Genomic DNA, 23902 nt, shown 5'->3' with positions numbered 1-23902 from the left:
CTGGGTCGAGGCCGCGCAGCGGCCGCTGACCCATCAAGCGGCTGTGAAACGATTGCAAATTGCAAATTGCAAATTGTTCATGAGCTACCTTCAATTCGCAATTTGCAATGACTAATTTGCAATTTGCAATCCGTAGCCACGTGCTGACCATCGGCCACTCGCGCCACTCCATGGAGCGGTTCCTCGAACTGCTGCAGGCGCACCAAGTCACCGCCATCGCGGACGTGCGTTCGACCCCCCACAGCCGCACCGACCACTTCTGCCAGGCGCCGCTGCGCATCGCGCTGGAGCAAGCCGGGGTGCGCTACGCGTACCTCGGCCAAGAGCTGGGCGCGCGGCGCGACGAGCCCGAGTGCTACGTCGACGGACAAGCGGTGTACGACCGCGTCGCCCGGCTGCCGGCGTTCGCCGCGGGGGTCGAGCGGCTGCGGCGCGGCGCCCAGCGGTTCCGCATCGCCCTGATGTGCGCGGAGAAGGAGCCGCTGGACTGCCACCGCTCGGTGCTGATCGCCCGCTATCTGGCGCTGGCCGGCTGGCGGGTCGAGCACATCCTGGCCGACGGTTCGCTGGAGCCCCACGCCGAGACCGACCGCCGGCTCGTCGGCATGATGGGGATCGAGCGCTCGCTGTTCGAGCCCCAGCAGGGCTGGGACGACCTGGTCGCCCAGGCGTACTCCGCCCGGGCCTGCGAGCTTGCGTACCGACCAGTGTAGTCATCTCACTCCGTGAGATGATTCCGCTCACGGAGTGAGCGGGCTACGGTGCAGCCGTCCGCCGCTCTGGGGCGTGGGACCCCTACGCTCCGCCGCCGTTGGCGCCCTCGACGCGCGACGCGATGCTCTCTGACTCGCCGCTCTGCACGCGCTTGTTCAGCGTCGCTTGCCAGCTCGCGGAAAGCGCCGGGCAAGCGGCCAGCGTCGCGGCGGCCGCCAGGTCGTGCTTGCGGTGGTGCATCAGGTCGTTGGCGTCGGCCAGCGTCAGGCGCGGGTGGGGCCGCTCTTTGAGCAGCAGCTCTGCCCCACGCTCGACCTCGCCCTCCTGAAGGACGCGGAAGTACCAGCCGGTGCGGCCGTTCTGCTGCACGCGGAGCGCCAGGTCTTTGGCACGCCACCGCCGCGCCAGCTTCCAGCAGGGCTGGCGCGGCTGGGAGACCTGCACCACCGCCGGGCCGATCGAGAAGACGTCGCCGATACAGAGGTCGGCCTCCGTCACGCCGAGGGTCGTGAAGTTTTCTCCGAACGCCCCATGGGGCAGCGGCGAAACGCCCAGCTCGGCCTGCCAGTAGCCGTAGTGGTCGGCGGGGTAGACGCAGGCCGCTTTGTCGGGCCCGCCGTGGTTCTTCTGGTCGGCCTGCCCGTCGCCGGCCAGCCCGGTCTTGCCGAGCCACACGCGGCCGTCGACCGGCGTCTTGTAGAACGCCGTGGTCCAGGGCCGGTCCATCACGTCCGCGGCGCCGGGCTCGCCGCGCGTTTGCGGCATGCCGGTCTGCACCGACGCCAACCGGGCCCGCAGGCCCTCGCCAAGTCCGCCCGACATCACGCCCCCCGCTCGGTAGAAGGTCCGGTCCAGGCCGGTACTGTACACGACGCCTCGCTGCCGGGCGCACCGCCTGCTGCAATTTCGTTAACCGCCGTCGCACCTACAACCATGCGCTGCCCGCGTAGCGCGGCCGCCTGGGGAGATTCCTAGCATTGCCGTGGGGGGGAGGTTAGCCTGATGGCTCCCGACGGAACAACCCTTGTTCTTGGGCTTTCCAAGACCCGCTGGCGACGACTGCATGACCTACCATCGCGCTGGTCTCCTCCTGTTGTTCATTTGCGGCGCCGCGTGGGGTCGGGCCGCCGACCGGCCCAACATCGTCGTGATCTTGGTCGACGACATGGGCTACTCGGACATCGGCTGCTTCGGCAGCGAGATCCCGACGCCGAACATCGATGCGCTCGCGGCCGGGGGTGTAGCGTTCACCCAGGCGTACAACACGGCCCGCTGCAGCCCCACACGGGCGTCGCTGCTGACAGGGCACTACCCGCACCAGGCGGGCATGGGGCACCTGGACGGCACCTTCGTGGCCGGCTCGCTCGGGTACCAGGCGCGCATCGCCGACACCAGCGTCACGCTGGCGGAAGTATTGGCCCCCGCCGGTTATTTCACCGCCATGAGCGGCAAGTGGCACTTGGGCCAGCAGCGGGGCACGCCGCCGTGGGAGCGGGGCTTCCAGCGGAGCCTCAACCTGCAGGCCGGCGGCACCCACTTCCCGAACCAAACCCCCAAGGCCGGGGCGAAGCTCTACCTCGACGGCGAGGAGCTGGCCCTAAACGACCCGCGGTTCGGCGACGACTGGTACGGCGCCGAGCTGTGGACCGACTGGGGCCTGAAGTTCATCGACGAGGCCCGCGACGCCGGCAAGCCGTTCCTGCTGTACCTAGCCCACTGCGCGCCGCACTTCCCGCTGATGGCGCGGGAAGAAGCCATCGCCCGCTACCGCGGCAAGTACACGCAGGGCTGGGACAAGCTACGCGGAGCGCGGCACGCCAAACAGATCGAGCTGGGGATCGTCGACGCCGGCTGGCCGCTGGCGCCCCGCCCGAAAGGGGTCGCCGCGTGGGACGACCTGACCGACGCCCAACGCGACCGCTTCGACAACATGATGGCGGTGTACGCGGCGATGATTGAATCGATCGACGTGAGCGTCGGCCGCGTCGTGGATGGGCTCCGCGAGCGGGGCGAGCTGGAGAACACGCTGATCGTGTTTCTCAGCGATAACGGGGGCAACGCAGAGTCGGGGCCCAACGGCCGAACCGATGGCGACGGGGCGATCGGCAGCCCTGATTCCAATGTCTTCTTGGGGCAGAGCTGGGCCACGCTCAGCAACACGCCGTTCCGCCGCTACAAGCACCACACGCACGAGGGGGGGATCGCGACGCCGCTGATCCTGAGCTGGCCAGAGCGGGTCGCGGGGGCCGAGCGTGGCGCGCTCAACCGCGAGCCCGTCCACGTGATCGACGTCATGCCCACCGCGCTGGCCGCGTCGGGCGCGGCCTACCCGCAGGAGCTGGGGGGGCACGCCATCGAGCCGTTCGAGGGGGTGAGCCTGCTGCCGGCGCTGCGGGGCGAGCCGCTGGTCCGCACGAACCCCATCCTGTTCGAGCACGAGGGGAACCGCGCGCTGCGCGAGGGCCGTTGGAAGATCGTCACCTTCGGCAGCCAGCCGTGGGAGCTGTACGACATGCGCGCCGACCGCACCGAGCAGCACGACCTGGCGGGCGAGCAGCCGGACCGGGTCCGCGCGATGGCGGCCCGGTGGGACGCGATCGCCAAGCGGACCCACACCGAGTCCATCGACCGCGCCAAGAAGCAGCGCGCCAACAAAGCAAGAAACAAACAACCCGCCCCCCCCGCCGGTCGGGCGTAAGCCCGGCCCGCCAACCGACGCGTCACCTATGGACCGATCGACCGAATCGTCGAACGACCGCACACGCGCCGCACTCACGGCGTGCGAGCTCTACTACGGCAAGAACCTGCCGCAGAAGGAGGTCGCCAGGCAGTTGGGGGTGAGCCCGGCGACGGTCAGCCGGCTGCTGCAGTCGGCCCGCGACGAGGGGATCGTGCGGATCACCATCCACCCGCCGCAAGATATCGCCTTGGCGCAGCAACTGGTCGAGCGGTTCGGCCCGCAGGGGGTGCGGCACGCCTCGGCCGCCGGCGAGGGCCAGGCCTCGGTCGGTCAGTCGGCCGCGCGGTACTTCGAGGCCACCGTCGAGCCGGGCGCCACCGTGGTGCTGGACGGCGGCCGCACGGTCGAACAGTTTGTCGACGCGCTCCCCTCCGGCGGCGTGGCGGGGCTGACGATCATCCCCATCGCCACCGACCCGCCCAGCTACTCGGTGAGCGCCTACGAGCTGATGACCCGGCTGGCCGCGCGCTTCGACCGCGCGATCAAGCAGAAGCTCCCCTACTCGCTGCACCGGCAGCTCGACCCGATCTACGAAGAGGGCCGGCAGGCCGCCCGGCAGGCCGACTTCGTGATGCTGGGTTGCGGCCCCTGGGCCAGCGGCTACACGGCCCAGGAGTTCCTCTACCACCTTGGCTACGACCCCCCCGAAGTCGGACGCCGCCACCCGCAGGTGGTGGGGGCCTGCGCCTACCAGCCCCTCTCGGCCGACGGCCAACCGGTGTACGCCCCCGAGGTGCACGACACGATGCGCCACGCGCTGCTCATCGAAGACCTGCGCGAGCTGTCCGAGGACGCCGACCGCTCGATCTGCCTGCTAGCGTCCGGGGCCGCGAAGCGGGACACCGTGCTGGGGGTCATCGCGGCGCGGATGTGCAACTGCTTGTTTGTAGACGTAGAGCTGGCCCGAGCGCTGCTCGACCTCCCCCCCAACGGCGGCGGCTAGTCCGCCGAGCCGCCTCAGCGCCAGTGAGCAGCAACGCGGTTTCTCCGCGACTGGCCCCGGCGTTGTCGCCCCCAGCTCAGCAGCGATAGGCGTTGTCGCTGCTACGGGCTATCGTTTGCCGGCATGCGGATTGCACGTTGAGGGGTTCGAAGGTTTCTGATTCGAGCTACTCTACCCCTAGAGCATCGAGCCCATGCCGTCTGCCTCCTCCGAACGTTTGACGAGCTTGCTGATCGACCAGCAACCACCTTGCGTCTCGATCTACCAGCCAACGCACCGCCGGCACCCAGAGAATCAACAAGACCCCATCCGGTATCGCAACCTGCTAGAGCGGGTTGAATCGTCGTTGGAGAGCCATCCCGACTCGAAGCAGGCGGCCGGCGTGCTCGAGAAGTTCCGCGCCCTCGTCGATGACCAAGAGTTCTGGAACCACCGCACGGAAGGCCTGGCGGTACTGGGGTCTCCCACAGTGTTTGAGGTCTTCGACCTCCAGCGATCGGTCGATCAGCTCGCCGTGGTCGCCGACAGCTTCCACGTGAAGCCGTTGTTGCGCGAGGCGCAATCGGCGGATCGCTTTCAGGTGCTGTGCCTCAGCCGACAGGAAGCAAAGCTCTACCAGGGCAACCGCTACGCGCTCGACCCGGTTGAGGTCACCGCCTTTCCTACCACCCTCACGGGGGCCCTGGGCCACGAGCTTACGGAGCCGCACCAGACGGTGGCCTCGTACGGCAAAGGCCCGGCCCGCGGCGCCGCGGACGGGGCGATGCACCACGGGCACGGTGGAAAGAAAGACGAGGAAGAAATCGATACGAAGCGGTTCTTCCGCGTCATCGAACAGGGTGTCTTGGACCATTACTCGCGCCCGTCGGGGCTGCCGTTGATGCTGGTCGCCCTGGCGGAGCACCAGGGAGAGTTCCGCGAGGCGAGTCACAACCCGATGCTGATGGACGAAGGATTGGCGATTAACCCGGACGCATTGGACGTGGAAGAACTACGCCAGCGGGCGTGGGAGGCCATCGAACCCAACTACCACGCGCGGCTCGAAGGGCTTGTCGACGACTTCAACCTCGCGCGTTCACAACAACGGGGATCGGACGACCTGGTCGAAGCGGCCCGCGAGGCGGTCGCCGGTCGGGTGGGGACGCTGCTGGTCGAGGCGGATCGGACCATCCCGGGACGGATCGACGCCGCGACCGGAAAGATCGAACCCGCCGCGTTATCGGAGCCAGACGTAGACGACGTGCTCGACGACCTGGCGGAGGTGGTGCTGCGGATGAAGGGAGACGTGATCGTCGTGCCGGCCGAGCGGATGCCCGGCCCAACCGGGGTCGCGGCGTCGTACCGCTATTGATCGTCGATTCTGCGGCAACCGTGTAATAGAATCATCGACCCGAACCAAGCGCTCTGACCTCCGAACCGCATTGTCCGAACTACTCATTGAACCCGAGCCCTCTTTCTCAGACTCGGAGGCGCCCTCACCCGAACAACGGGCAGCCCGTGACGAGCCGACGCTCGACGCCGTGCCGCGCGTGTGCCTGGTCATCCTGGCCGTGCTCGCGGTCTTCTACACGCTTTACTTCGCCCGCGCCATCCTGCTGCCGCTCACCCTCGCGTTGATGGGGAGCATCGTGCTCAAGCCGGTCACCCGGCGGATGGAGGCTGCCGGGCTGCCGGGCATCTTGTCGGCTTCGCTGATCTTCCTGGTGCTCACCGCCGTCACCATCTTTGGCACCGTACGGCTGAGCGGCCCGGTGAGCGACTGGCTCGAACGGGCGCCGCAGAGCTTCGCCAAGGCGGGCTCCCGTGTAAAGGACTACCTCAAGCCGCTGGCGCAAATCAAGGCCGCCCAGCAGCAGGTCGACGAGATGACCAAGCTCCCCGGTGAGGAGAAGAACCCCGACACGGTGCGGGTCGAGCAGCCCGCGATCGCCAGCGAGACGATCAACGCCACCGGCGCCTACCTGGCCAGCGCGTCGATCACGCTGTTCATGCTGTTCTTCCTGCTGGCCGCCGGCGACCGCTACCTGGAGAAGACCGTTGAGATCATCCCCACCTGGCGCGGCAAACGCGACGCGGTGATGCTGGCCCGCGACGTTCAGTCGCGGATCGCCTCCTACCTGGGGATGATCACGCTCATCAACATCGGCCTGGGCATCGTGGTGGGCCTGGGGCTGTGGTGGGTCGGGATGCCCAACCCCGTGTTGTGGGGGGTGCTGGCCGGCGTGCTGAACTTCATCCCGGTAGCCGGCCTGCTGATCGGGGTGGTGCTGACGCTGGTGGTCGGCCTCGCAGAGCTCCCCACCATCGGCCAAGCGCTGGCCGCCCCGTCGATCTACCTGCTGGCCAACGGCATCGAAGCCAACTTCATCACCCCGGCCGTGCTGGGCCGCTCCATCAGCCTGAACCCGGTCGTGATCCTGCTGGCGGTCTTCTTCTGGGGCTGGATCTGGGGCATGGGGGGCGTGCTGCTGGCGGTGCCGATGCTGATCGTGGCGAAAATCGTCTGCGAGAGCAATGAGTCGCTCAAGCCCTACGCCGTGTTCCTGTCGCCCTAAACGCGGGCCTTCGCGGAGCGAGCGGGCTACACGTCGGCCCCCGCACCGCACCCCTCACTGGCCACCTCACTTTCCCCCGGCGGCCAGCTCATCCAGGTCGAGCCGGTAGAGCACTTGGTTGTAGTCGTGCCGCGCGGTCGGCCGCGGGTTGCCCGAGAACGTGTGGGTGTAGGTCCCTTCAAACAGCAAGACGGGCGACTCGGGGCCCGTAAACTCTGGATGGAGCTGCGGGTTGTAGAACGTGTAGTTTGGGTGCGTGGCGACGTGGACCGCGTCTCCCCACGGCCCCAGCGGGCTGTCGGCCTCCGCGTACCAGATCTCTCCCAGCAGCGACGCCTCGCCCCCCTGCTGCGTGAAGACAGCGACCCACTTCTGCCGGTAGCCGCTGTAGGCGATGGCGCCGCGGTGCGGATTGACGCGCTGGCCGCCGGCGCGTGTGGCCACGGCCACTTGCGGCTCGAGAATTTTCCACGTCGCCGGGTCGGACCAGGCCTCGAAGCTCGCCGGGCAGGAGAGGCTTGGCAGCGGATCGCCAAACAACAGCAGGTCGGCGCCCGACGGGTCGCGCCAAAGCGCCGCGTGGCCGGTCGGCGCGGGGGGCGGGGTGGGCTCTGCCTCGGACTTTGTCCACAGCCGGCGTAGCTTCTCGAACACCTGGTTCTGCTGGTTCCACACGCACAGGCCCGTCTCGTACGCCTCCAGCGGGGGCCGGATCTTGGCGTAGCACGCGACCAAGTGGTTCTTCCCCTGGGCGTCCGGCAGGCTGGCGTAGCCCCCCAGCCAGGTCGGGCCGTCGCCCGGCAGCGGCGCCACGGCCCGGGGCGCGCCGCGTTGATCGGCCACGTAGTCGTACCGCAGCCGGACCGGGGGCTCGAACGACCCGAGCGGCCTGGCCGCGGTCGTGGCGCCCGTCATGTGAAAGAGCCCCAGCGGGTAGCCGGGCAGCGCGGTGTCTCCCCACCCCCAGTAGAGCCGGCCGTTGTGCAGGGCGTTCTGCACGCTGTCGCACCCGACGACCCTCTGCTCGCGCCAGTCGAGCTCGCGGCCCAGCTTCTGGCTCTCGGCAAACAGACCGGCGCCGGTGATCCGGCCGAGCCGCTTGGCCGGCAGGGCGCGATCGACCCGTACGGTGCGGGTCTCGCCCGGCCGGGGGGTCAGGCGGACGCCGCGGTAGCCGAACCCGTCCTCGGCGACGCTGTAGCCGCTCCCCTCGACAGACAACCACGTCTCGACCCCCATCAGCTCGGGCAGGTCGAAGGCCACCACGCCTGCGTTGTCGGTGACGAAGCGTACGTTGTGCGTCGTCGTCAGCTCGACCAGGGGGACCGGCCAACCGTTCTCGGCGTCGACCACCTCGATGCGGCACGGCTGGAGCGCGCACGCCGGCCCGGCCAACCACAACGCCAACACCGCCAGAAGCTGCTTCACCATGAACCCCGCTGCCCTGCCAGCAGAACCGGCCCGGGAGAAGCCCGGGCGCCGCTACGCCCTATCGTAACCCGCCCAGGACACGCGCGTGAGCCGCTTGCGCCGAGCGAAGGGCGGCGGCGCCTGGCGGGCTAGCGGGTCGCTACGACCGTCCCGCGGGGTCGCGGAAGCGGTAGCCGATGCCGCGGACTGTTTCTACCAGCGCCGCGTAGGGCCCCAGCTTCTTCCTCAGGGCGCGGACGTGGACGTCGATCGTCCGCTCCAGCACCAACGAGTCGCCCCCCAGCGCCGCGTCGATCAGCTCCGACCGCGAGAAGACCCGCCCCGGCTGGCGGAGCAACGCCTCGAGCAGGCCGAACTCGCTGGGGGTCAGGTCGAGCGCCTCCTCGCCGGCGGTCACGCGGTGGCGTTCGCGGTCGACCAGGATCCCCTGGCTGACCAGCACCGAGGCGTCGCGCGAAGAGCCGATCCGCCGCCGCATGAGCGCCCGCACGCGCTCCAGCAGCACCTTCACGCTAAAGGGCTTGGTGACGTAGTCGTCGGCGCCGACGCTGAAGCCGGCCACCTGGTCGGTCTCTTCGCTCTTGGCGGTGAGCATCAACACCATCACCTCGCGGGTCACGGGGTCGGCCCGCAGGCGCCGGCAGATCTCCAGGCCGTCGATGACCGGCAGGTTCAGGTCGAGCACGATCATGTCCGGGACGCGCAGCTTGGCGAGGTTGAGCCCGTCTTGGCCGCTCGCCGCGGAGAAGGTCTCGTACCCCTCCTGGCGGAGGTTGTAGTCGAGCACCTCGCTGAGCGAGCGGTCGTCTTCGACGATCAAGACCTGCGGCTTGGCCATGCTGCGTGGGTCGGGCGGCGCCCGACATAGGGTTGATTGCAAGCAGGGCGGGCCCTGCCCGCCGACGGGGTGGGTGAACGGTCGGTCGCTTCGAGACGCCCGCCCCGCCCCGGGCAGGCGGGGGGCCCGCCCCGCGGGTGCGGCGCAGCGGCCTCACACGACCGGCGTGCTATTTAGGTAGGTCGGAGTGGCGGTGCCGGGTGATCTCTCCCTCAACGAGGTAGATCACGTCTTCGGCGATGTTGGTGGCGTGGTCGGCGATCCGCTCCACGTGGCGCGAGGCGGAGAAGAAATGCAGCGCAGACTCGATCAGATCGGCCCGTTCGCGCATCACTTCGTAGAGCTGGTGGATGACCTCCCGGTTGCAGGCGTCCACCTCGTCGTCGCGGCGGCAGACCGCGCGGGCGGCGTCCGCGTCGAGGGCGCAGAACGCGTCCAGCGCGTCCCCCACCATCTGCAGCGCCAGCTCTCCCATCCGTTCCAGCAGCGGGGGGACCGGGAAGCCGGGGTCGTCCCCCAGGGCCATCGTCCGTTCCGCGACGTTCACCCCCAGGTCGGCGATCCGCTCCAGGTCGCCGTTGATCTTCAGCACCGTGGCGACGCGCCGCAGGTCGATGGCCACCGGCTGGTGGAGCGCCAGGATCTTTAGGCACTCCTCTTCGATCCGCACCTCGCGTGCGTTGATCTCCGGCTCCAGCTCCGCCAGGCGGTGCGACCGCGCCGTCTCGCCCCGCGCCAGCGCCCGGCAGGCGATGCGGATCACCTCTTCGACGCGCGACGACTGCGCAAGGATGTCCTGTTCGAGGACGGCTAGGTCGCGTTGCAGGTGGTTACGCATAGCAGAGTGATGAACGATTAATGATGAATGATGAATAAAAACCAGAGGACGCTGAGCACGGAGCGCTGATCACTCATCACTCATCGTTCATCACTTTCTTAGCCAAACCTTCCGGTGATGTAGTCTTCGGTCTGCTTGTTCGTGGGGTTGGTGAACAAGGCGTTGGTGGGGCCGACCTCGATCAGCCGGCCCTGGTAGAAGAAGGCGGTCTGGTCGCTCACGCGGGCCGCCTGCTGCATGTTGTGCGTGACGATCACGATCGTGTAGCTCTGCTTCAGCTCGTCGATCAGGTCCTCGATGCGCGACGTGCTGGCGGGGTCGAGCGCCGAGGCGGGCTCGTCCATCAGCAGCACCTCGGGGTCGGTGGCCAGCGCCCGCGCGATGCAGAGCCGCTGCTGCTGGCCGCCGCTGAGCGCCAGCGCCGAATCCTTGAGCCGGTCCTTCACCTCGTCCCACAACGCGGCATGGCGGAGCGAGCGCTCGACGATGGTGCGGAGCGTGGCCTTGTTGCGTTCGCCGGAGACCCGCGGGCCGTAGGCGACGTTGTCGAAGATGCTCTTGGGGAACGGGTTCGACTTCTGGAACACCATGCCCACGCGTTTGCGGAGCTGCACCACGTCGATCCGCGGGGCGTACAGGTCGACCCCTTCGAACACCAGCTCGCCCGATAGCCGGGCGCCCTCGATCATGTCGTTCATGCGGTTGATGCACCGCAGGAAGGTGCTCTTGCCGCAGCCGGAGGGGCCGATAAAGGCGGTGACGCAGCGTTCTGGGATGGCGAGGTTGATGTTGTGCAGCGCCTGGTTCTCTCCGTAGAAGAAGTCGAGGCCGCGGGCCTCGATCTTGCGGCGAGCGGTGCGCAGCTCCTCGGCGGTGCGCACCGCACGCCCCTCGGCCGTGGGGGGGCGCAGCGTGGTCCGCGGCTCGCTGGAGCGGACGTTATCGGCTTCGGGTACTGCCATTGGCGGAGAGTTGGGGCTCATCGCGGTTGATTGATCGCCGGAGGCCGATTCTCGATGTCGTGGGGTCTTGCTTGTCGCGTTGTGCGGGGGCTGGGTCCGACGCGGCGGGGCGGCCCGCCGCGGATCCCTACCACCGTATCCGTTTTCCGTAGTGGTACCGCACCCACACGGCGCCGGCGTTCATGATGATCAGCACGCCCACCAGCACCAGGATGGCGGCCGAGGCCACCGCGTGGAACTCTTCCTGCGGCCGGGCCGCCCAGTTGAAGATCTGCAGCGGCATCGCCGTAAACTTGCTCATGGGGCCCGAGGGCGCCTGGTTGATAAACCCGACCGCTCCCACGGCCACCAGCGGGGCGGCCTCGCCCAACGCCCGGGCGACCGCCAGGATCACCCCGGTCATGATACCCGGCGTCGCGGCCGGCAGCACCTGCCGCCACACGGTTTGCCAACGGGTCGCCCCCAGGGCGTACGAGCCCTGGCGGATGGAGTTCGGCACCGCCCGAAGCGCCTCTTGGGTGGCCAGGATCACGATCGGCAGCACCACCAGCGTCAGCGTGAGCGCGCCGGCCAGGATCACCCGGTCGAGGTTCAGCCCCACCATCCAGACGCGGCCCCCCAAGTCGAACTTGGCGATGTAGCGTACGAACAACGCCAGGCCGAGCAGGCCGTACACGATCGACGGCACCCCCGCCAGGTTGGCGATGTTGACCTGCACCAGCTTGCGCCACCGGGTCGCCGCGGCGTACTCCTCAAGGTAGATCGCGGCGCCCACCCCCAACGGCACGGAAAACAAGGCGGTCAGGGCGATCAGCCACAGGCTCCCCAACAGCGCCGGGTAGATGCCGGCCGCCTCGGGCTTGCGCGACGGGAGGTCGGTCAACAGCCCCCAGCGGAGCGCGGGCGCCCCGTTGTAAACCACCGCGGCAAGCAGCCCCACCAGCACCAGCACCGCGGTGACCATCGACAACAGGCAGAGCGCAGAAAACACGTTCGACCAGAAGTACCGGCGGCGCGTGCGGGAGTCGATCCGCCACGAGTCGTCGTTGATGGTTTCGGGGCTGGGCATAAGCAGCGGTCGGTGGTTCTAAAAGGAAAACTACGATCGGCTCAGTCGTACTTCTCTCGCATCCGGCTGAGCACCCCCTGCGCAGCCACGTTGATCAACATCGTAATCAGGAACAGCGTCAGACCCACCGCAAACACCGTGCGGTACTCCAGCGTGCCGGTGGGCGTGTCGCCCGAGGTGATGTTCACGATGTAGGCGGTCATCGTCTGCACGCTCACCAGCGGGTTCAGCGTGAGCGTGGGGCTGGCGCCCGCGGCCAGCGTGACCGCCATGGTCTCGCCGATGGCCCGCGAGATGGCCAGCAAGAACGCCGCCACGATGCCCGACAGCGCCGCGGGGGTCACCACGCGGGCCGTGACGTCAAACTTGGTGGCGCCCAGCGCGTAGGCGGCCTCACGCAGGGCGCGCGGCACCGAGCGCAGCACGTCTTCGCTGAGCGAGACAATCAGCGGCAAGATCATGAACCCCACCACGATGCTCGCCGAGGCGGCGTTGAACACGTCGACCTTGACCTCGGTCCCAAACGCGGCGTTGATCGCCTGCACGCCCGACCGCAGCGCCGGCGTGACCGTGGTCACCGCGACCACGCCGTACACGACCGAGGGGATGCCCGCCAGGACTTCCAGCACCGGCTTGATGGAGTTGCGCACCCCGGGCGAGGCGTACTCGCTCAGGTAGATGGCCGTCCCCAGGCCGATCGGCCCCGCCACCAGCACGGCGCCGACCGTCACCAGCATGGTGCCGCACAGCAGGGGCAGGATGCCGAAGTGGGCCGGCTTGAACAGCGGGGTCCACTTGGTCCCGGTGAGGAACTCAATCAAGGAGACCTCGCGGAAGAACTGCAGCGACTCGGTCAGCAGCACCACGACGATGCCGATGGTGGTGAACACAGACACCGCCGCACAGCCCCAAAGCGCAAAGGAAATCAACGACTCGAGCCGCCTCCCTGACGGGTTGGCGATCGAGCCCGGATCGCGGTTGACGGTAGCGGCTTGGCTGCTCAACTCGGGCCTTCGCGAAGCGGTTGGGGTCAGGGGGTCGTTTGGGGCTTGTCGGCGAGGGCCGCCTTGATCGCGGCCAGGTTCTCGGCGTGCGTCGCCTCGGGTGCGGGGACGTAGCCCACCTCTTGTGAAAGCCTGGCGGCGTTCTCGGCGTAGTAGCTGACGAACTTGGCCACCTCGGGCCGGCTAAGCGACTGCTTCTTCACGTAGATGAACAAGGGACGCGACAGCGGGGCGTACGCGTTCGACCGGACCGTCTCCAGCGAGGGCTTTACCGGCCCGGACCCCGAGTCGATCCCCAGCAGCTTCAGGCGCTCCTCATTCTCGGCGTAGTAGGCGAAGCCGAAGTAGCCCAGGGAGTACTTGTCGCCCGCGACCCCCGTGACCAGCATGTTGTCGTCTTCGTTGGGGGAGTAGTCGCTGCGGCTGGCGCCCGCTTCGCCCACAACCACTTCGGTGAAGTACTCAAAGGTGCCCGAGTCGGTCCCGGGGCCGTACAGCTTGATCGGCTCGTCGGGCCAGCTCTTGTCCAGGTCGCTCCAGTTCTTGATGGGGCTCTCGGGCCGCCACAGCTCCTTGAGCTGCTCGACGGTGAGCGAGTCGCACCAATCGTTCTCGGGGTTCACCACCACCGCAATGCCGTCGTACGCCACCGACAGGCGGATAGACTCGATGCCGGCCTCCTCGCAGAGCTGGGCCTCGGAGGGCTTCATCTCTCGCGAGGCGTCGCAGATGTCGAGCTCGCCGGCCGAGAACTTCTTCATACCGCCGCCGGTGCCGTGGCTCCCGACGCTCACCTCGACGTCTGGGTTGGCGCCGGCGAACTCTTCGCAGACCGCTTCGCTGATCAGGTACACGGTGCTAGAGCCATCGATGGCCACCTCGTTCTTCACGGCCGGCTGGCAGCCGAGGCTCAACAGCACGAGGGTGCCGCCTAGCAGAGGGAGTCGTGGGGATCGGTGCACGGGAGTTCGCCTTGGATTCGAGCATTCGAGACGTGTGGGCCGGGGCGTCCTCGCCGCCGGCGAGGAGGTTTCCGGGTATGCTTCGCGCTGCGGCGGCCGGACCGAAGAAGGCCCGGCTTGCCGAGGGTTCTCCCTGGCCAAGTCCTCTACAAGCTAAACGGCAATTGTGAAGAGCGCGTGAAGAATCGGTGATCCTGCGGCCCAATGCAACCCGGCGCCCCGGTTAGGCGCGTTGCAGGTGGACCGAAAAAGTCGATCCGGTCTGGGATTCCGACCGCACCGACACCCGGCCGCCAAAAGATTGTGTCAGGTGCTTGACGATCGAGAGCCCCAGCCCGGTCCCCCCCATCTCGCGCGAGCGGGCCCGGTCGACCCGGTAAAATCGCTCAAAAACCCGCGGGAGCTTGCTCTTGGGGATGCCGATGCCGGTGTCCTCCACCTCGATCGCCACCATCTCGCCCGCTTCCCCCTCGCCACGCCAAGAGACCCGCACCCGGCCCCCCTCCGGGGTGTACTTGATGGCGTTGTCGATCAGGTTGTTGAGGATCACCCGCAGCCCCTCCGGGTCCGCCTTCACCGCCAGGGACGCGTCCCCCGGCACGATCGCTAGGTCGATCTGCTTGCTCTGGGCCTGGGGCGTGTAGTCCTCCAGGCAGGCGGCCACGATCTGTGCGACGCCCACGGCGGTGAAGTGCAACGCCTGCTGGGCCGACTCGATCCTCGCCAGGCTCAGCATGTCCTGGATCAGGTTGTTGAGCCGGTCGGCCTGCTCCTCGATCCGCTGCAGGAACCGGCCCCGGTTCTCGGTGTCGTCGATGGCGCCGTTGAGCAGGGTTTCGGTGTAGGCCTTGATCGAGCTGAGCGGGGTCTTCAGCTCGTGCGACACGTTGGCGAGGAAGTCTTGGCGGATGGTCTCCAAGCGGCGCAGCTCGGTCACGTCGTGCAGCACGGTGACGACCCCCGGGCAGGGTTCGCCCGGCAGCGGCGTCACCTGGACGCTCAGGGCGAAGGCCTCGTCCCCCTCCCAGTCGATCTCTACCCGCTGCGGCAACTGCGACGTGAGCGTCGCTGCCACGGCCTCGTGCAACGCGTGGTGCCGGACCACCTCCAGCAGCGGCCGCCCCTCGACCCGCGGGGGGAGGAAGCCGAACAGTCTCCCCGCGGCCGCGTTGGCGAACAAGATCCGCTCGCGGTTGTCGATGGCGATCACCCCCTCGATCATCCCCCCCAGCACGGTCGCCTGCTGCTGGTTCCCCTCGCGGAGCTCGGAGAGCTGGGCCCCCAGCTCGTGGCTGAGCTGGTTGAGGGACTCGGCCATCTGCCCCAGCTCGTCGTTGTTGGAGACGTAGGCGCGTTGCTGGTAGTCCCCCTGACCGATGCTGCGTGCGGCCCGCCCTAGCGCCAGCACCGGACGCACCACGTGAGAGATGGCCAGTGCGGCCAGCCCCAGGGCGCCCCCCCCCACCAGCAGGGCGGAGCTGGCGTAGCCGTCCGGGTCGGCCGGCAGGCCCCAGCGCGCGCGGGCGCCGGGCGACATGGCGATCGCCGCCAGGGCGACCAGGCCAAACGCCCAGAGGAACAACTTCCAAAACAGCAGGCTGCGGAGCATGCCACCATCATGCCAGCAGCGCTTGCAATGTCGAGCCGCCCAGGGCGCCGCAGGGGCCAGACTGCCGGCCCGAACGCTACGAGCCTCAAGACCGCGCCAAACCGTACCGATAGAACCATCAGAGCGGGCGCGCCAGGACGTGCGCGCATCGATAGCTCCGTAGCGAGGCGAAGGGATGTCGGCAACCTATTCCAGATTCGACACGCTTTCCTTCAGCGCCCAGGGCGACGCGTGGCCGGGCGAGCTGCCCGCCCCGCCGCTGGCGGTGCTGGCCACCATCCCGCGTAGCCGCGGCAGGGTCGCCGCGCCTGCCGAAGCGCCGCGCCCAGCCCCCGCGCCGACTCCCAGCGTGGCGCCGACACTGACCCATCCGCCGGCGGCGGAGCCGATCACAGCGCCCCACTTTGCGCCGGCCGCCAAGCCCGCCACGCCGGTGCTGACGCCCGTCGCGGCGCCCGCGGTTGCTGCCCCAAGCGTGGCCGAGGCGGCCCCCGAGACCATCGTTTTCGCCCAGCAGCCCGCGGCCCAGCCCTACTCCGACGACGCGGGCTGGCAGCAGACGCTGCTACGGTTGGAGGCGGCCATCGCCCCCTACTCTCAAGTCATCGTGCTGCTTGCGTTGCTGGCCGCCGCGGGCATCAGCCTGCTGCTGCTGTACGGCGGGCCGTCGCGGGGTGACGCAGAGACCTCGGGCGCCGTGGTGAAGACGCCCGACATCCAGGTGGCGCAGCAAACCGAAGCGCACGTAGCGGCTGCACAGCCGGCGCCCGCCGCTGTGTTGGCCTCGGCCCCGGCCGAACCGACCGCCGCGGGGCCGTCCGGCCTGAAGGTGGCGACCCACACGCCGGTTGTTGAACCCGCGGCCAACACGGCCCCGGCGTTCTACCCCACAACCACGGCGTACCCCTCGACCGGCGCCGACGGCCCGGTGGCCCGTCTCTCGCAAGAGATTCAGTCCCAAAACCCAATCGGCCAGCGATGAGCTCAATCGATCAAGCGTTTATCCGCGCCTACCAAGGGGGCGCCGGGGTCGTCGAGGCGCCCCTGCCGCCGCAGCGTCAGGCGTCGCCTCAGGCCGCGCCCCAACAGGCCGCGCAGCACCCAGCGGTCGCCCCGCCGCACTTTGCGGTCGCGCCCGCCGCTGGGCGTCCGGCAGCGGCGACGCTCCGTCGTCGGGCCACGCCCGAGGCGGCTCTGGTGGTCGAACGGCTCTCGTGGTCGGACGACGTGCTGGAGCTGGCCGACGCCGAGCACGAACAACTGACGCGGATGATTGAAGACCTCTCCCAGGTCGAGGGGCTCATCGGGTTGGCCAGCGCCGGTCGCGGCGCGGGGGCCACCACGCTGCTGCTCGCCCTGGCGCGGACCGCGGCGCGGGACGGCGCCCGGGTTGCCGTGGTCGACTGCGGCGACGGCGCCGTGCTGCGGTCGCTGGGCCTGGTGCGTACGCCGACGTTGGCGACCGCCGGCTCGCTGCGCAGCGCCATCGTCCACGCCCGCCAGGACGGGCTGTCCGTGGTGCAGTCGTGGACCCTGGGCCAGACGCCGGCGACCCCCGGGCCGCTGCTCGAGTCGCTGGGGGCGCTCTCCGAAGAACACGACATGGCGTTGTGCGACCTGGGGTTGGTTTCGGCCCGCTCGCCGCTGGGCGCCGCGTGCCGCGCGATCGTGGCGGTGGCCCAGAGCGACGCGACCGGCTCTCGCTTGGGCGCCGAGGTAGCCGCTAGCTGGCCCCGCGCCGCAGCGCTCGGCGTGGTCGTCCGTCCCGAAGCCTAGCGATCCATCCACGCCCCGGGCGATCGCTCAAACCACCGGTCCGACCGATGTACCTAGAACACTGGCGCCTCAACCGCAAACCGTTCGGCCCGGTCGACGACCCCGGGCTCTTCTACCCCGGCCAGTCGCACCAGAGCGCCATGCTCAAGCTGCGCTACGTGCTGGATGAGGGGCGCGAGGCCGCGGCGCTGGCCGGACCGGCCGGGGTCGGCAAGACCCTGCTGGTCGACCGCCTGGCCGACGAATCGGACGACAACACGCTGATCACGCGGATCGTCTTCCCGCGGCTCAACTCGCGCGAGCTGCTGACGCTGCTGGCCGACGAGTCGGGGGCGCCGCGCCCCGAGGCGCCGCGGTTCACCAGTGACGAGTCGCTGACGCGGCTCCGCGTCCGGCTGGACGAGCTGGCCGCGGCCGGCAAACGCCTGCTGGTGGTGGTGGACGAGGCCCACCTGCTGGAAGACTCCGACACGCTCGAAACGCTGCGGCTGCTGCTGAACCTGAACGGCCCCAAGCACCGGCCGCTGTCGCTGCTGCTGGTCGGCCAGATGCCGCTGATCAGCACGCTGCTGCGCACGCCGGGGCTCGACCAGCGGCTCGCCGTGAAGGCGCTGGTCCGATCGCTGGTAGAGGACGAGACAGACGAGTACATCGGCCACCGCCTGGCAGCCTGCGGCGGCGCGGAAGAGATCTTCACCCGCGACGCGGTGCGCAGCATCCACGCCTGCTCCGGCGGGGCGCCTCGCAAGATCGACCGCCTGTGCGACATGGCCCTGCTGGTGGGCTACGCCGAGGGCCGGGCCCGCATCACCGCCGAGCAGATCGAGGCGGTCAACGAAGAGCTGATGGTCTCAACGCCGGACTGAGCCTGCCCTACGGGTTGGTCCCAGTCCGCGATAAACTGGCGGGATGCCTGATCCATCTAGCCAAGCTTCCGCCGCCGAGGGGGTCTACCTCGATTGGCGCCGCCGCGAGCGCTGCGGTTTTGCCGAGGTCGTCTACGGCGAGGGGAAGAGCGTCGACGCGTTGCGGGCGATCCTTGCCGAGTACGCCGCGAAGCAGGAAGACGCGCTGGTGACGCGGATCGACCCCGAGGCGGCCCAAACACTGCTGGCCGAGCTGCCCGCCGCCCGCCACAACGCCGTCGCCCGCGTGCTGCGTCTTCCGGCCGAGGCAACCCTCGCCAAGCAGGGACGCGTGGCGGTGGTCACCGCCGGCACCACCGACCGCGGCGTCGCCGAAGAAGCGGTCGAGACGCTCGACTGGATGGGGGTCCAGACGCTGCTGGTTCAGGACGTGGGGGTCGCGGGCCCCCACCGGCTCCTCGAGCGGCTCCCCGAGTTCCGCCACAGCGACGCGGTGGTGGTGGTGGCTGGCATGGAAGGCGCGCTGCCGAGCGTGGTCGGGGGGCACCTGGCGTGCCCGGTGATCGCCGTGCCGACCAGCGTCGGCTACGGCGCCAACTTCGGTGGGCTCTCGGCGCTGCTGGGGATGCTCAATAGCTGCGCGTCCAACGTGGCGGTCGTGAACATCGACGCCGGCTTCCGCGGCGGCTACCTGGCGGGGCTGATCGCGTTGCGGGCCGTCACCCCGGAGCGCTTTGCGCCGGCGCCTTCGCAGGAGAACCAGGCGTGAGCACCCAACCCGACACCACCCCCCTGCCCCGCTTGCCGACGCGCGACGCCGATTCCCACAAGGGAGACTACGGCCGCGTGCTGGTGATCGCCGGCTCGCGCGGCATGGCGGGCGCCGCGGCGCTGGCCGGCATGGCCGCGCTGCGAAGCGGCGCGGGGCTGGTGACGGTGGCCACGCCACGCGCGGCGCAGCGCACCGTCGCCGGCTTCTGCCCGGCGTTGATGACCCTCGGGCTGATGGACAACGACGGCTCCTTCGACGGCCCGGCGATCGACCCGCTGCTCGACCTGGCGGCCAAGGCAGACGTGGTGGCCCTCGGGCCGGGGCTCGGCCGGTCGGTGTCGCTCGACCTGATCGTGCGCCGGCTTGTGGCGGAGGTCGATCGGCCGATGGTGGTCGACGCGGACGCGCTCAGCGCGTTGGCGCTCGACCTGCCGGCCCTGGCGGACGCCCCCGCCCCGCGGGTGCTAACGCCCCACCCCGGCGAGTTCAAACGCCTAGCGGGCGCGGCGCCCGGCCCGTCCGACGCCGAGCGCGTGGCCGCCGCGCGCCGGTTCGCGTCCGAGCACGGCCCGCGCACGACGCTGCTGCTCAAGGGCGCCCGCACGGTGGTCACCGACGGCGACCGCCACGCGATCAACTCGACCGGCAACCCCGGCATGGCGACCGCCGGTTGTGGCGACGTGCTGACCGGCGTGCTGGCGGCGCTGCTGGCCCAAGGGCTGGCGCCGTACGACGCGGCCCGGCTGGCCGCCCACCTGCACGGCGCCGCGGGCGACCTGGCGGCCGAGCGCGTGGGCCCGGTCTCGCTGATCGCCACCGACCTGCTCGAGTCCCTCCCAGTGGCGTTTAGGCAACAAGCGTGAGGGCGTAGGGTGCGATGAAGCGCAGCGGAATCGCACCTGCGGGGGAAAGAGCGTTGCGAATGGGAGCCGCATTGTGGTGCGATTTCGCTGCGTGTCATCGCACCCTACAATGATGGAATCCGCATGCACGTTATCCGCCACCTCGAAGACCGCCCCGAAGCCGCCCTCGGGGGCGCCGTGGCCATCGGCAACTTCGACGGCGTCCACCGCGGGCACGCGGCGCTCATCCGCAAGCTGGTAGAACGGGCGCGTGCGGCCCGCGGGCCGGCGGTGGTGTTTACCTTCGACCCCCACCCCGTGCGGCTGCTGCGGCCCGCCGAGTGCCCCCCGCCGCTCACCTGGACCGAACGCAAGGCCCAACTGCTCGCAGCGCTCGGCGTCGACTGGGTGATCGCCTACCCCACCGACAAGGCGCTATTGGCGCTGTCTGCACGCGACTTCTTTCAGCGGATCGTGGTCGACGCGCTCGGCGCGCGGGCGATGGTCGAGGGGCCCAACTTCTACTTCGGCCACAACCGCGAGGGGACGATCGACGTGCTCCGCGGCCTGACCGCCGAGGCGGGCCTGTCGCTCGATATCGTGCCGCCGATCGAGGTCGAAGGAGAGCTGGTCAGCAGCTCGCGCGTGCGTCGCCTGGTGGCCGAGGGCGCCGTGGGGCCCGCGGCCCGGCTGCTCACCGCGCCCTACCGCGTGCGGGGCCTGGTGTCGCACGGCGCGGGGCGCGGGGCGCAGATCGGCTTCCCGACCGCGAACCTGGCGGGCATCGACACGCTGCTGCCCGCCCACGGCGTGTACGCCGGGGTCGGCCGGCTGGGGGACCAGCGGTGGCCCGCGGCCGTGAACGTCGGCCCGAACCCCACCTTCGGCGAGCACGAAACCAAGGTCGAGGCCCACCTGGTGGGCTGCGACGAGGCGCTGTACGGCCAGACCCTCGAGGTTGACCTGCTCGAACACCTGCGCGAGATCCGGCCCTTCGCCTCGGCGGAGCTACTCGCCCAGCAACTAAAGAGCGACATCGCCTCGGCGCTCGATGTGTATCGGCGATTCCTAGAGAGCCGTGCGTCGAACCTCGAAGCAGAAGGCTTCTCGCAGAGTCGCGGAGGCGCAGAGAAGGACGAAACCAAGTAGGATTGCGTTCCCGAAGTCGCCGTGATTCTCAGAAGTGCATTAACTCGGTTCATTCCCTCCGCGCCTCCGCGAGAGATTCAGTCTCGCTCGAATGGCGTCCGACGATTGGTTGGCCTGAGTACTTCCCCCGGAGCGTCCCTGATGCCCATTGATTGGCAACCCCTGAAGAAGATCGTCGCCGAGGCCGAGTCGTTTGTGCTCACCAGCCACATGCGGCCCGACTGCGATGCGCTCGGCAGCGAGCTGGGGATGGCCCTGGCGCTCGAGTCGCTCGGCAAGCGGGTGCGGATCGTCAACGGCGATACGACCCCGGAGTCGATCGCGTTCATCGACCCCGAGCGCCGCATCGAGACGCTGGCCTCTGGCGCCGCGGCGCCAGAGGCGGACGTGTTCATGGTGCTCGACACCGGGAGCTGGCAGCAGCTCGGCCCGATGGCCGACCAGTTGCGCTCCGCCAAGGGGACCCGTGTGGTCATCGACCACCACATCAGCGGCGACGACCTGGGCGCCGTGATGTTCAAGGACGCCAAGGCCGAAGCGACCGGCCGCTTGGTGCTGGAGGCGGCCCACGCGCTGGGCGCGAAGCTCAGCGAAGCGATGGCCCGTCCGCTGCTGGCCGCGATCGCCACCGACACCGGCTGGTTCCGCTTCGACTCGGTGGGCGCCGCCACGCTACGCGCCGCGGCCGAACTGGTAGACACCGGCGCCAAGCCGAGCGAGCTCTTCTCGTCCCTCTACGACCGCAACTCGCTGGCGCGCGTGCGCCTGCACGGGCGGATCTTGGCCGGCATGCGGCTGGCGGCCGACGGCCGGCTGGCGGTGGGGGTCGCCCGCGCGGAGGACTTCGCCGCCACCGGCGCCATCGCGTCGGACACCGAGGACGTCGTCAACCGCCTGCTCAGCGTCGAGGGGGTCGAGGCCGCGATCATGGTCGTTGAGCTCTCTGGGCAGCTCGCCAAGGCGAGCCTCCGCAGCCGCAGCGATCTGGACGTGCGGCAGATCGCCGAGACCTTCGGCGGCGGCGGCCACGCCAAGGCGGCCGGCGTGCGGGTCGAGGCCGGCATCGACGAGGCGCAGCGGGTGCTAGCAGAAGCCGTCACCGCGGCGCTGGGCGCGTAGCGTATTGGAAAGCAAAAAAAACGCACGCGCCGCAGCCGACGGGCGTCGCCCCGTCGGCGCAGCGGAGAAAACGCTTCCATTCCGCTACTCCGACGGGGCGGAGCCCGTCGGCTAGCTTGGCGGCGCCCCTAGAATCGTTGCAGCCCGCCCATTCGATTGGCCGATACTAGGATGGAGCGGCGCCGCGCCGCCGCGACTTTCACTCCTCGGATCGGCCGCTCTGCCATGTGGTGTCGCCACTGCCAACAAGACGTTCCGGCCGTCGCCGCCGCGACGCGGGGGGACGTGCAGTGCGCCCGCTGTCGGAGGCCCCTGACCATCGCCAGCGACGCGGGCATCGCCCTGGACGACTCCGGCGCCGCGCTGCGCAGCGCCGCGTCGCTGGTTGAGAGCGACGCGGTCCTCAACGAACAAGCACGCCTGCAACGCGCCATCCGCCGGGCCAGGTCGGCCGTAGCGCCGGCGCCCACGGGGCCAAGGACGCTGCGTTTCGACCTGCCGCACGACGGCTCCGTAGCGGCCCTGGCCGGCCCGCCGACGCCGGCGCCGACCGCCACGATCCAGGCGACCCGCCCGAGCCGCGACCGCTTCGCCCAGTTCGTGGCGTGGACCCTCGCGGTAGCGGGCGCCGCGGCGCTTGGCGCGGGGCTGGGGATGATGCTGTGGTGCCTGCTACGCGGCCAAGAAGGTGCGTGGCAGTCGGGCCTGTGGAACGCCGGGCTCGCCGCGACGCTGGGCGGGCAGGGGCTGATGATTATCGGCCTGGTGCAGATGCTGGCCAGCATGTGGCAGACCACGCGGGCCTCGGCCAACAAGCTGGCCGACCTGCACCGCGACCTCCGCCGCGTAGAGCGGACCGCCGACGCGATCAGCGGCGACCGCAACGCCACCGCGGCGGGCTTCTTTGCCGCCCTGGCGGCCGACGCGAGCCCCGACACGATGCTCGCCACGCTGCGGGCGCAGGTGCACGTTCTATCGAACCGCCTAGAGCGGATGCGGTAGCGGGTTCGTCCGTGGTCAGTTGTCAGTAGTCAGTTGAACGCGCAAGCGATTTGCAACGGACTACGGACTACTGACTACTAACTACTGACTACTTCTGGAGTCGCCCTACAAAGCGCGGGGCCACAACCTTCCGCGTCTGGCCATGAACTCCTTGTAGCGGTCGCCGAAACGCTCGACGAGCGCGGCTTCTTCGCGTTCCATCCGCACCCTCCCCAACGGCAGGCCGGCGAGGGTCGCCGCGGCCACCAGCAGGCTCCCGGTCGCCAGCGTGAAGCCGATGCACATCAGCAGCGCAAACGCGTACAGCGGGTGGCGGACCCAGCGGTAGGGTCCGGTCGTCACGAGCTGGTGCTCCGCACGGGTCACCGTTGTGATGGTGTGGTTGTCTCGCAGCGTCGCCATGGTCCAGGCGATGCCGGCGGCGCCGGCCAACGCCAGCAGCGCGCCAGCGGCTTCTACGGCGGCCGGCATGGCGATCATCGTCGGCGCCAGCCACGGGGCGCCGGTGGCGAAGCCCAGCACGCCCAGCGTGATGAGCGTGGTCAGCAGCACGAACACCACGGTGAACCAGGCGCCCTCTTCGCGCAGCAGGTGGCGGGGCGTCACTGCCTCGGTACGGCAGGCACGCCAGGCGAAATACTGGAACGCGACCGTCGCCAAGCCAAGCGCCGCCAGCGTTGCGCCCCGCGCCATCCACTCAAGCTGGCCCAT

The 23902-nt window shown here is 69.5% G+C and carries 23 protein-coding genes; 13 read left to right on the top strand and 10 right to left on the bottom strand.

Annotated elements, in window-relative coordinates; genetic code table 11:
- The first annotated feature begins 107 nt into the window (after window positions 1-107).
- Entirely contained in the window at window positions 108-713 is a 606-nt protein-coding gene (locus Pla175_RS04165) for a DUF488 domain-containing protein (RefSeq protein ID WP_145281434.1), read from the top strand.
- A gap of 82 nt (window positions 714-795) precedes the next feature.
- On the opposite strand, the gene Pla175_RS04160 is transcribed toward Pla175_RS04165, so the two are convergent.
- Window positions 796-1584, bottom strand: coding sequence for an MOSC domain-containing protein (locus tag Pla175_RS04160; RefSeq protein ID WP_231954185.1), 789 nt, complete (start codon window positions 1582-1584; stop codon window positions 796-798).
- A gap of 193 nt (window positions 1585-1777) precedes the next feature.
- Between Pla175_RS04160 and Pla175_RS04155 the strand changes: the two genes are divergently transcribed.
- The 4 genes from Pla175_RS04155 (at window position 1778) to Pla175_RS04140 (ending at window position 6952) form a co-directional block, all read left to right on the top strand.
- On the top strand, window positions 1778-3412 hold the full coding sequence (locus Pla175_RS04155; RefSeq protein WP_145281433.1) for an arylsulfatase: 1635 nt from the start codon (window positions 1778-1780) through the stop codon (window positions 3410-3412).
- Between the two features lie 28 nt (window positions 3413-3440).
- On the top strand, window positions 3441-4397 hold the full coding sequence (locus Pla175_RS04150; RefSeq protein WP_145281432.1) for a sugar-binding domain-containing protein: 957 nt from the start codon (window positions 3441-3443) through the stop codon (window positions 4395-4397).
- Window positions 4398-4590: 193 nt separating this feature from the next.
- Entirely contained in the window at window positions 4591-5748 is a 1158-nt protein-coding gene (locus Pla175_RS04145) for a baeRF3 domain-containing protein (protein ID WP_145281431.1), read from the top strand.
- Between the two features lie 70 nt (window positions 5749-5818).
- Window positions 5819-6952, top strand: a complete 1134-nt coding sequence (locus tag Pla175_RS04140; protein WP_197527258.1) for an AI-2E family transporter — start codon at window positions 5819-5821, stop codon at window positions 6950-6952.
- 66 nt (window positions 6953-7018) lie between these two features.
- Here the strand turns inward: Pla175_RS04140 and Pla175_RS04135 are convergent, their stop codons facing one another.
- The 8 genes from Pla175_RS04135 to pnpS form a co-directional block, all read right to left on the bottom strand.
- Entirely contained in the window at window positions 7019-8383 is a 1365-nt protein-coding gene (locus Pla175_RS04135; protein WP_197527257.1) for a hypothetical protein, read from the bottom strand.
- A 139-nt stretch (window positions 8384-8522) separates the two neighbouring features.
- Entirely contained in the window at window positions 8523-9221 is a 699-nt protein-coding gene (locus Pla175_RS04130; protein ID WP_145281429.1) for a response regulator, read from the bottom strand.
- 169 nt (window positions 9222-9390) lie between these two features.
- Window positions 9391-10059 (bottom strand): phosphate signaling complex protein PhoU, encoded by a 669-nt coding sequence (phoU, locus tag Pla175_RS04125; RefSeq protein ID WP_145281428.1) that lies wholly within the window; start codon window positions 10057-10059, stop codon window positions 9391-9393.
- 98 nt (window positions 10060-10157) lie between these two features.
- Window positions 10158-11021: a phosphate ABC transporter ATP-binding protein PstB gene (gene pstB / locus Pla175_RS04120; RefSeq protein WP_145281427.1), complete on the bottom strand. Its 864-nt coding sequence runs from the start codon at window positions 11019-11021 to the stop codon at window positions 10158-10160.
- Window positions 11022-11148: 127 nt separating this feature from the next.
- Window positions 11149-12090, bottom strand: coding sequence for a phosphate ABC transporter permease PstA (gene pstA, locus Pla175_RS04115; protein ID WP_145281426.1), 942 nt, complete (start codon window positions 12088-12090; stop codon window positions 11149-11151).
- A 41-nt stretch (window positions 12091-12131) separates the two neighbouring features.
- On the bottom strand, window positions 12132-13094 hold the full coding sequence (gene pstC, locus Pla175_RS04110; RefSeq protein WP_145281425.1) for a phosphate ABC transporter permease subunit PstC: 963 nt from the start codon (window positions 13092-13094) through the stop codon (window positions 12132-12134).
- Window positions 13095-13120: 26 nt separating this feature from the next.
- Window positions 13121-14056 carry a PstS family phosphate ABC transporter substrate-binding protein gene (locus Pla175_RS04105; protein ID WP_145281424.1) on the bottom strand — a complete coding sequence of 312 codons (936 nt, stop codon included), beginning with the start codon at window positions 14054-14056 and terminating at the stop codon, window positions 13121-13123.
- Window positions 14057-14279: 223 nt separating this feature from the next.
- Window positions 14280-15665, bottom strand: coding sequence for a two-component system histidine kinase PnpS (pnpS, locus tag Pla175_RS04100; RefSeq protein ID WP_145281423.1), 1386 nt, complete (start codon window positions 15663-15665; stop codon window positions 14280-14282).
- A gap of 175 nt (window positions 15666-15840) precedes the next feature.
- On the opposite strand from pnpS, the gene Pla175_RS04095 reads away from it, so the two are divergent.
- The 8 genes from Pla175_RS04095 to Pla175_RS04060 all read left to right on the top strand — a co-directional run bounded on the left by Pla175_RS04095 (window position 15841) and on the right by Pla175_RS04060 (window position 23191).
- Entirely contained in the window at window positions 15841-16647 is an 807-nt protein-coding gene (locus tag Pla175_RS04095; RefSeq protein ID WP_145281422.1) for a hypothetical protein, read from the top strand.
- The gene (locus Pla175_RS04090; RefSeq protein ID WP_145281421.1) at window positions 16644-17441 is read left to right on the top strand and encodes a hypothetical protein; all 798 of its coding nucleotides are present in this window, start codon (window positions 16644-16646) and stop codon (window positions 17439-17441) included. The genes Pla175_RS04095 and Pla175_RS04090 overlap by 4 nt, the downstream gene beginning before the upstream one ends.
- A 47-nt stretch (window positions 17442-17488) precedes the next feature.
- Window positions 17489-18307: an ExeA family protein gene (locus tag Pla175_RS04085; RefSeq protein ID WP_145281420.1), complete on the top strand. Its 819-nt coding sequence runs from the start codon at window positions 17489-17491 to the stop codon at window positions 18305-18307.
- A 43-nt stretch (window positions 18308-18350) separates the two neighbouring features.
- A complete protein-coding gene (gene larB, locus Pla175_RS04080) occupies window positions 18351-19076 on the top strand; it encodes a nickel pincer cofactor biosynthesis protein LarB (RefSeq protein ID WP_145281419.1) in 726 nt (241 codons plus the stop codon).
- On the top strand, window positions 19073-19942 hold the full coding sequence (locus Pla175_RS04075) for an NAD(P)H-hydrate dehydratase (RefSeq protein ID WP_197527256.1): 870 nt from the start codon (window positions 19073-19075) through the stop codon (window positions 19940-19942). The genes larB and Pla175_RS04075 overlap by 4 nt, the downstream gene beginning before the upstream one ends.
- Window positions 19943-20065: 123 nt before the next feature.
- The gene (locus Pla175_RS04070) at window positions 20066-21070 is read left to right on the top strand and encodes a bifunctional riboflavin kinase/FAD synthetase (protein WP_145281418.1); all 1005 of its coding nucleotides are present in this window, start codon (window positions 20066-20068) and stop codon (window positions 21068-21070) included.
- A gap of 141 nt (window positions 21071-21211) precedes the next feature.
- A complete protein-coding gene (locus Pla175_RS04065) occupies window positions 21212-22189 on the top strand; it encodes a DHH family phosphoesterase (RefSeq protein ID WP_145281417.1) in 978 nt (325 codons plus the stop codon).
- A gap of 225 nt (window positions 22190-22414) precedes the next feature.
- Window positions 22415-23191 carry a hypothetical protein gene (locus Pla175_RS04060; RefSeq protein ID WP_145281416.1) on the top strand — a complete coding sequence of 259 codons (777 nt, stop codon included), beginning with the start codon at window positions 22415-22417 and terminating at the stop codon, window positions 23189-23191.
- A gap of 105 nt (window positions 23192-23296) precedes the next feature.
- On the opposite strand, the gene Pla175_RS04055 is transcribed toward Pla175_RS04060, so the two are convergent.
- A complete protein-coding gene (locus tag Pla175_RS04055; RefSeq protein WP_145281415.1) occupies window positions 23297-23902 on the bottom strand; it encodes a methyltransferase family protein in 606 nt (201 codons plus the stop codon).

Origin of the sequence: Pirellulimonas nuda (genome assembly GCF_007750855.1) — a bacterium.
In the GTDB taxonomy this organism is placed as follows: domain Bacteria; phylum Planctomycetota; class Planctomycetia; order Pirellulales; family Lacipirellulaceae; genus Pirellulimonas; species Pirellulimonas nuda.
Note: the sequence above shows the minus strand (reverse complement) of the source record. Positions and strands in the feature narration are given on the sequence as shown.